This window comes from Bilifractor sp. LCP21S3_F8 (genome assembly GCF_052117805.1).
Classification (GTDB): domain Bacteria; phylum Bacillota; class Clostridia; order Lachnospirales; family Lachnospiraceae; genus Bilifractor.
In genome coordinates this window covers 1-6092 of the sequence record NZ_JBQKIK010000049.1, presented here as the reverse complement: position 1 = coordinate 6092, position 6092 = coordinate 1, and the positions used below count along the sequence as shown (strand labels likewise).

At 46.3% G+C, this 6092-nt stretch carries 5 protein-coding genes, 7 tRNA genes and 1 rRNA gene; 12 read left to right on the top strand and 1 reads right to left on the bottom strand.

Features of this window, described 5'->3' with window-relative positions:
• From ACTQ3A_RS13720 to ACTQ3A_RS13670, 11 genes are all read left to right on the top strand, one after another.
• Window positions 1-112, top strand: a 23S ribosomal RNA gene (locus ACTQ3A_RS13720); the annotation flags it as partial.
• Between the two features lie 78 nt (window positions 113-190).
• Window positions 191-264, top strand: a tRNA-Asp gene (locus tag ACTQ3A_RS13715).
• 12 nt (window positions 265-276) lie between these two features.
• Window positions 277-349, top strand: a tRNA-Val gene (locus tag ACTQ3A_RS13710).
• Window positions 350-363: 14 nt separating this feature from the next.
• Window positions 364-445: transfer RNA gene (locus ACTQ3A_RS13705), tRNA-Tyr, on the top strand.
• A 43-nt stretch (window positions 446-488) separates the two neighbouring features.
• A tRNA-Thr gene (locus ACTQ3A_RS13700) sits at window positions 489-561 on the top strand.
• A 36-nt stretch (window positions 562-597) separates the two neighbouring features.
• Window positions 598-671, top strand: a tRNA-Met gene (locus ACTQ3A_RS13695).
• Window positions 672-676: 5 nt separating this feature from the next.
• A tRNA-Phe gene (locus tag ACTQ3A_RS13690) sits at window positions 677-749 on the top strand.
• Between the two features lie 10 nt (window positions 750-759).
• A tRNA-Lys gene (locus tag ACTQ3A_RS13685) sits at window positions 760-832 on the top strand.
• A 220-nt stretch (window positions 833-1052) separates the two neighbouring features.
• Window positions 1053-1229 carry a hypothetical protein gene (locus ACTQ3A_RS13680; RefSeq protein ID WP_441495177.1) on the top strand — a complete coding sequence of 59 codons (177 nt, stop codon included), beginning with the start codon at window positions 1053-1055 and terminating at the stop codon, window positions 1227-1229.
• Window positions 1230-1278: 49 nt separating this feature from the next.
• The gene (locus ACTQ3A_RS13675) at window positions 1279-2394 is read left to right on the top strand and encodes a D-alanyl-D-alanine carboxypeptidase family protein (RefSeq protein ID WP_441101323.1); all 1116 of its coding nucleotides are present in this window, start codon (window positions 1279-1281) and stop codon (window positions 2392-2394) included.
• A 65-nt stretch (window positions 2395-2459) separates the two neighbouring features.
• A complete protein-coding gene (locus ACTQ3A_RS13670) occupies window positions 2460-2744 on the top strand; it encodes a GIY-YIG nuclease family protein (RefSeq protein ID WP_441101322.1) in 285 nt (94 codons plus the stop codon).
• 215 nt (window positions 2745-2959) lie between these two features.
• On the opposite strand, the gene ACTQ3A_RS13665 is transcribed toward ACTQ3A_RS13670, so the two are convergent.
• Window positions 2960-3670, bottom strand: coding sequence for a S1 RNA-binding domain-containing protein (locus ACTQ3A_RS13665; RefSeq protein ID WP_441101321.1), 711 nt, complete (start codon window positions 3668-3670; stop codon window positions 2960-2962).
• Window positions 3671-4017: 347 nt separating this feature from the next.
• On the opposite strand from ACTQ3A_RS13665, the gene ACTQ3A_RS13660 reads away from it, so the two are divergent.
• On the top strand, window positions 4018-5679 hold the full coding sequence (locus tag ACTQ3A_RS13660) for a putative manganese-dependent inorganic diphosphatase (RefSeq protein WP_441101320.1): 1662 nt from the start codon (window positions 4018-4020) through the stop codon (window positions 5677-5679).
• Window positions 5680-6092 lie beyond the last annotated feature (413 nt).

The window sequence follows — 6092 nt, the reverse complement described above, 5'->3', positions numbered from 1 at the left end:
TCCCATTCGAAAGAAGTAAGACCCCTTAAAGACGATAAGGTTGATAGGGCAGAGGTGGAAGTGCCGTAAGGCATGGAGCTGACTGTTACTAATCGGTCGAGGGTTTGACCTATAGCATAAGTTGAATTTGGATTTAAAAAAGAAAAATTTGTGTGTTCAGTTTTGAAGGTATGTGTTATCATATCTTTGTGGCCCGGTGGCTCAGCTGGTTAGAGCGCCGCCCTGTCACGGCGGAGGTCGTCGGTTCGATCCCGATCCGGGTCGCTTTTATAATATGGGGTGTTAGCTCAGCTGGGAGAGCATCTGCCTTACAAGCAGAGGGTCACAGGTTCGAGCCCTGTACGCCCCAGTTATAAAAAATATGGGTGGTTTCCCGAGTGGCCAAAGGGGACAGACTGTAAATCTGCTGCAGATTGCTTCGGTGGTTCGAATCCACCACCACCCAGTTCAGTTAATACATACTGAAGATTCAGAAGCCAGAAGAACAGGCCGATGTGGCTCAATTGGCAGAGCAGCTGATTTGTAATCAGCAGGTTATCGGTTCGAGTCCGATCATCGGCTTCGGTTGTTTTTTTCAGCCAATCAATTTCATATTATCGCGGGATGGAGCAGTCAGGAAGCTCGTCGGGCTCATAACCCGAAGGTCGGAGGTTCAAATCCTTCTCCCGCAATTTGTGCCTAGTTAGCTCAGTTGGTAGAGCAGAGGACTGAAAATCCTCGTGTCTCTGGTTCGATTCCGGAACTAGGCACTTTTTTTTCGGAGCATTAGCTCAGGTGGTAGAGCACTTGACTTTTAATCAAGTTGTCCGGGGTTCGAGTCCCCGATGCTTCATAGACTTCTAATAATCGCAACTCATAAGAGACAAGAAATGGAGTTATTCGAAAACGCAGACAGGATTCTCGTGCGGATCGCATGAGGGAGACTGGATGCGTTTTTGTTTTATGTAAGCGGGATCCGCTGATGCTTCCTTTGGTTGATTTTTAATAACGCACAGGATATACTGTATAAGTCCAGTCGCAATGTTCTTGGTCCATGGGGAGCTAGCTCACCTGTGGACAAGAACATTAGCGACGACAACAGGTATGAGCATGGAGCGGTGCGAAGCAACGCGAGAATGGTCATACCTGTTAGCGGCACGAAAGCTGCGAAGCAGCGAAGTGACGCGGGGACTTATACAGTGTTTGGCTTGATGTATGGTATGAGCATGGAGCGGTGGCATACTGTATAAATCAAATGACGAAACAGATAGAAGAGGATAGATAAATAAGAGGAGATTTATGAGACCGGAAGAGAGAGATCAGGATGAGTACAAAGAAGACAGGAAAGCCCGTAAGGCAAGAGAGAGGGCGTTGAAACGAAAGATCCTGATGATCATTTCGTCAATCGTGATCATTCTGGCAATCATCATTGTACTGATTCTTGTGGTTTTGCTGAAGGGAAGAATTGATGCGGAGAAGAACCAGATTGACAGTGAAGCGGTAGCGAGTCTGTCAATGACATATGTCGGAGAGAAAACGGAAACCAGTTCTTCCGTTGAAGATGTCAGCTCTGTTTCTTCGGATTCTTCAGCCGACAATTCGACAAAGGATCTTGGGCCGGTTCCTTCTATCGATACAAGCGCTCTTTCCAGTCCGGATGCTTATATGATTCGTGTAGAGGATAACGCACCTGTGATCGATCAGAACAGCACGGCAAGGATCTACCCGGCATCAATGACCAAGATAATGACCGTACTTGTTGCTATCGAAAATATTGATGATCTGAGTGCCACTTATACCTTTGACGGGACCGAATTTAATACCGCATATGCGCAGGGTGCTGCGACGGCGGGGTTTGAGGCCGGAGAGACCGTACCGCTTCTGGACATTCTGTATGGAATCATGCTTCCGTCGGGAGCAGATGCATGTTATGCGGTCTGCAATTATGTAGCAGGGTCAGAGGCTGACTTTGTTACGTTGATGAACCAGAAGGCACAGGAGATTGGTATGACGGCAACGAATTTTGCGAATGCAACCGGTCTTCAGGATGAAAATCATTACTCCACCTGCCAGGATATGGCGAAGTTACTGGAATATGCGATAAAGAATGATACCTTCAAGACTATTTTTTCTACACATATCTACACGACAAAGGCGACATCCGTTCATAGCGCGGGAATCGCGCTGAGCAGTACGACCTTTATCAATCTTCCTTCGTCTACACTGGACAACGGGACAACAATTATCGGAGGAAAGACCGGTTATACAGACGAAGCCGGTCATTGTCTTGCGAGCCTTGCGAAGGATGTAAACGGGGTAGAATATATATTGGTTACTGCCGGGGCTGCGGGAGATGCGAACGCAACACCTCATATTACAGATGCTGTTACGGTGTACAGCCAGCTTCCTGCATAAAGTCGCCGTGAGCGGGCAGTTTTAATGATAAATTGTTGATAAGTGGACAAATTTGTGGATAACATATGGATAATGTTGATAAATCATGTTTTACATACATGCTTCGGTGTGCGGATGGGTCACTGTATACCGGGTGGACGAATGATTTGAAGAAACGGGTAAAAACACATAAGGCGGGAAAGGGCGGAAGATATACGCACAGTCACCTCCCTGTGGAGCTGGTGTATTATGAAACCTTTGAGACCAGGACGGAAGCCATGCGCAGAGAGGTGGAATTGAAGCAGCTCTCAAAAGTGGAAAAGGAAGAACTGGTAGAGGATTTCCCGGTCGGCAAGATAAATTTAATTTAATTTATGAATTTCCTGTCACATGAGAATCCACACACATCAAAAACAGCTCCATCAAAAAAACATCCACATCAAAAAACAGCCACATATTGTGGCTGTTTTTTGATGGAGTACATTCAGATGAAAAGACCATTAAGACCGGGGCTCCCGGCACACTTCGGGCAGCACATCCGCTACAAAGCGGTCATGTCTGCCGGAACTGCCGGAAGAATCCGATATCAGTTCAGTTTGATTCCCTTCAGAAGAGATCCAAGATTTGTAGAAATATTCTCGGACTTCGGAAGTTTGTAATCCTTCGGCGCAGCTTCTCTGCTGTCATCCTTCTCATCTCCGCCTTCCTCCAGTGCCTTCATGGAGAGACTGAGCTTACCGTCCTTAACAGCGATAACCTTAACCTTTACTTCCTGACCTGGCTGAAGAACATCCTCTACAGATTTGATTCTCTTGCGGGAGATCTGTGAAATATGGACGAGACCGGAGAGACCATCTCCGAGATCGATGAATGCGCCATAGGACTGAATATTCTCAACCTTTCCATCCAGCACGGTTCCAACCTCAATTGCGTTGATACGTGCCTTTCTTTCCTCGTTCTGTTTTGCGCGAAGCGGCTCAACGGCTGAAAGGATCAGACGTCCCTTCTGTTCATCGATTTCGCGGACAATGACCTGAATTTCCTTGCCCAGATAAGCATTCAGATCATCTACATGTCCGAGTGCAAGGCGTGATGCTGGAATAAATCCGCGGACACCTTCAACATTTGAGATAACACCTTTATTGACTACGCCGTCGACCGTGACGGTAAGGGGAGTTTTCTCTGTCTGATACTCTTTTAATTTTTCCCAGTTCGCTTCTCCCTCATCTTTAAAAGATGTGAAGGAATCATCGACTGCTTTGGAAAAATCTTCCATGGTCATGTTCTCATCTGCCATAATACAATCACCTCATATTTAAATTATTATTGAATTATTGTAGAATTTACTGCCGTCAGATTCTGAAAAAATCTACGAATTCATGCAAATCCTTTTTCCAGTATAACATAGAATTGCACTTGCTGAAAGTTAAAACTTTACCGTAAATTGAATCAATGGTATAGTTATTTGGAAGATATGTCGCATGATATTGCTTGATTGCAGTACGACGAATGGCCGTTTGCAGAGACGGGAACACCCAGAAGATAAATCAGAACGTTTCCCGTGCGGATCAGATATCGGAATAGATCAGGTATAGATATAGATCAGATATGAACTTTTCGAAAAGAGACAAGAGGCAGCATATTATGACAAAAAAGAATGAAGTGTATATTGTAGGGCACAGAAATCCCGATACGGATTCCATCTGTTCTGCTATTGCATATGCAGACATCAAAAACCGTTCGGATGACAGCAACACATATTACGCGATGCGTGCGGGTCAGATCAATGAGGAAACGGAATTTGTACTTCGGCATTTTGGTGTTGAACTGCCCGGTTATCTGCCCGATGCAGGCACACAGGTAGAAGAAATAGAGATTCATAAGGTTCCCGGAGTGTCCGGAGATATTTCGGTCAAGAAGGCATGGGCATCCATGAAGGAACAAGGTATCGTTACACTTCCGATCACCACGAAGAAAAAGGATCTTGAGGGCCTTATCACGGTAACGGATATCGCAAAATCCTATATGGATGTGTACGACAGCACTGTTCTGGCACAGGCGAATACCCGATACAGCTCGATCGCCGAGACACTTGACGGATCAATTCTTGTGGGCGATGGAAACGGATATTTTAACAAGGGTCAGGTCGTAATCGGAGCGTTTCATCCGGATATGATGGGAAATTACATTCATGAGAATGATCTGGTCATCGTCGGAAATCGCGCGGAGGATCAGCTGTGCTGCCTTGACCTCGGAGCAAGCTGCATTGTGGTGGGACTCGGGGCACCCGTAGGTAAATCAATCCTGAAACTTGCGGAGGAATCCGGGTGTGTGATTATCAGCAGTCCCCATGATACATACACGATTGCGAGGCTGATCAATCAGGCAATTCCGATCAAGCATCTGATGATGCGCGAAAATCTGATTCTGTTCCATATGGCAGATAAAATCGATGATATTCAGGAAGTCATGAAGAATAGCCGCCACCGCGACTATCCGATCCTCGACGCGAAGGAAAAATATGTCGGTACGATATCGAGAAGAAACCTGATTGGAAGAACGGGTAAGAAACTCATTCTGGTAGACCACAATGAAAAATCGCAGGCGGTTCTGAATGTTGATGAGGCGGATATTCTGGAGATTATTGATCATCACCGCCTTGGTTCGCTGGAGACGATGTCCCCGATTCTTTTCCGTATGGAGCCCGTCGGGTGCACAGCCACAATCATGTATAAAATCTATCGGGAGAAGAACCTCGAGATTCCGGCCAAGATTGCGGGCCTTCTGATGTCGGCGATCATTTCGGACACGCTGCTGTTTCGATCTCCGACCTGTACGCCGCTGGACAAAAATGTTGCAATGGATCTTGCCAGAATTGCCGGTATCAGCGACATTGAGCAGTACGCGTCTGATATGTTCCGCGCAGGCAGCAACCTCGAGGATAAGACAGCGGAGGAGATTTTTTATCAGGACTTCAAGAAATTCAATATTGAGAACAAAACCTTCGGTGTCGGCCAGATCAGTTCGATGTCCAGGGAGGAACTTGAATTTATCAAAAACAAGCTGTATCCGCACATGCAGCAGGAATGTGGAAAGCATGAGATCGAGATGGTATTCTTTATGCTGACCAATATCATTGATGAATGTACGGAACTTCTGTATTTCGGTGACGGAGCAAGAGAGCTTATTGCCGAGGCGTTTCCGGGCAAGGAAATCCAGGAGGAAAGTTGTGTGCTTCCCGGAGTCATTTCCAGGAAAAAACAGCTGATTCCGTCCTTTATGCGCGCGCTTCAGGAAAATCAATAATGTGTGCGTTTTATAATAATCAATAATCAGGCAACAATGCTTCTCTCAGAGATATGAAAACGATAAGAGCTGCGGATTGCAAGTGCTGGGCACTTGCAATCCGCAGTCTTTTTACGCGAACAGTGAGCCGCAGCCGAATGCGAAGTATTCGTGTGCGGCGAGCGTCGCGATAGCAAGATAAAACTCGCGCAGCGTGTTTTATCTCGTTTACGCGAACAGTGAACCGCGGCCGAATGCGAAGTATTCGTGTGCGGCGAGCGTCGCGATAGCGAGATAAAACTCGCGCAGCGTGTTTTATCTCGTTATGGGCTTTAGCCTGTTGAGCTCGAGCGAGTATTTCCCAACGGAAATATGAGCCGAGCGAAATAAAAAACCACCCGCTATGCGGGTGAGAGTCAAATAGTTATACAATT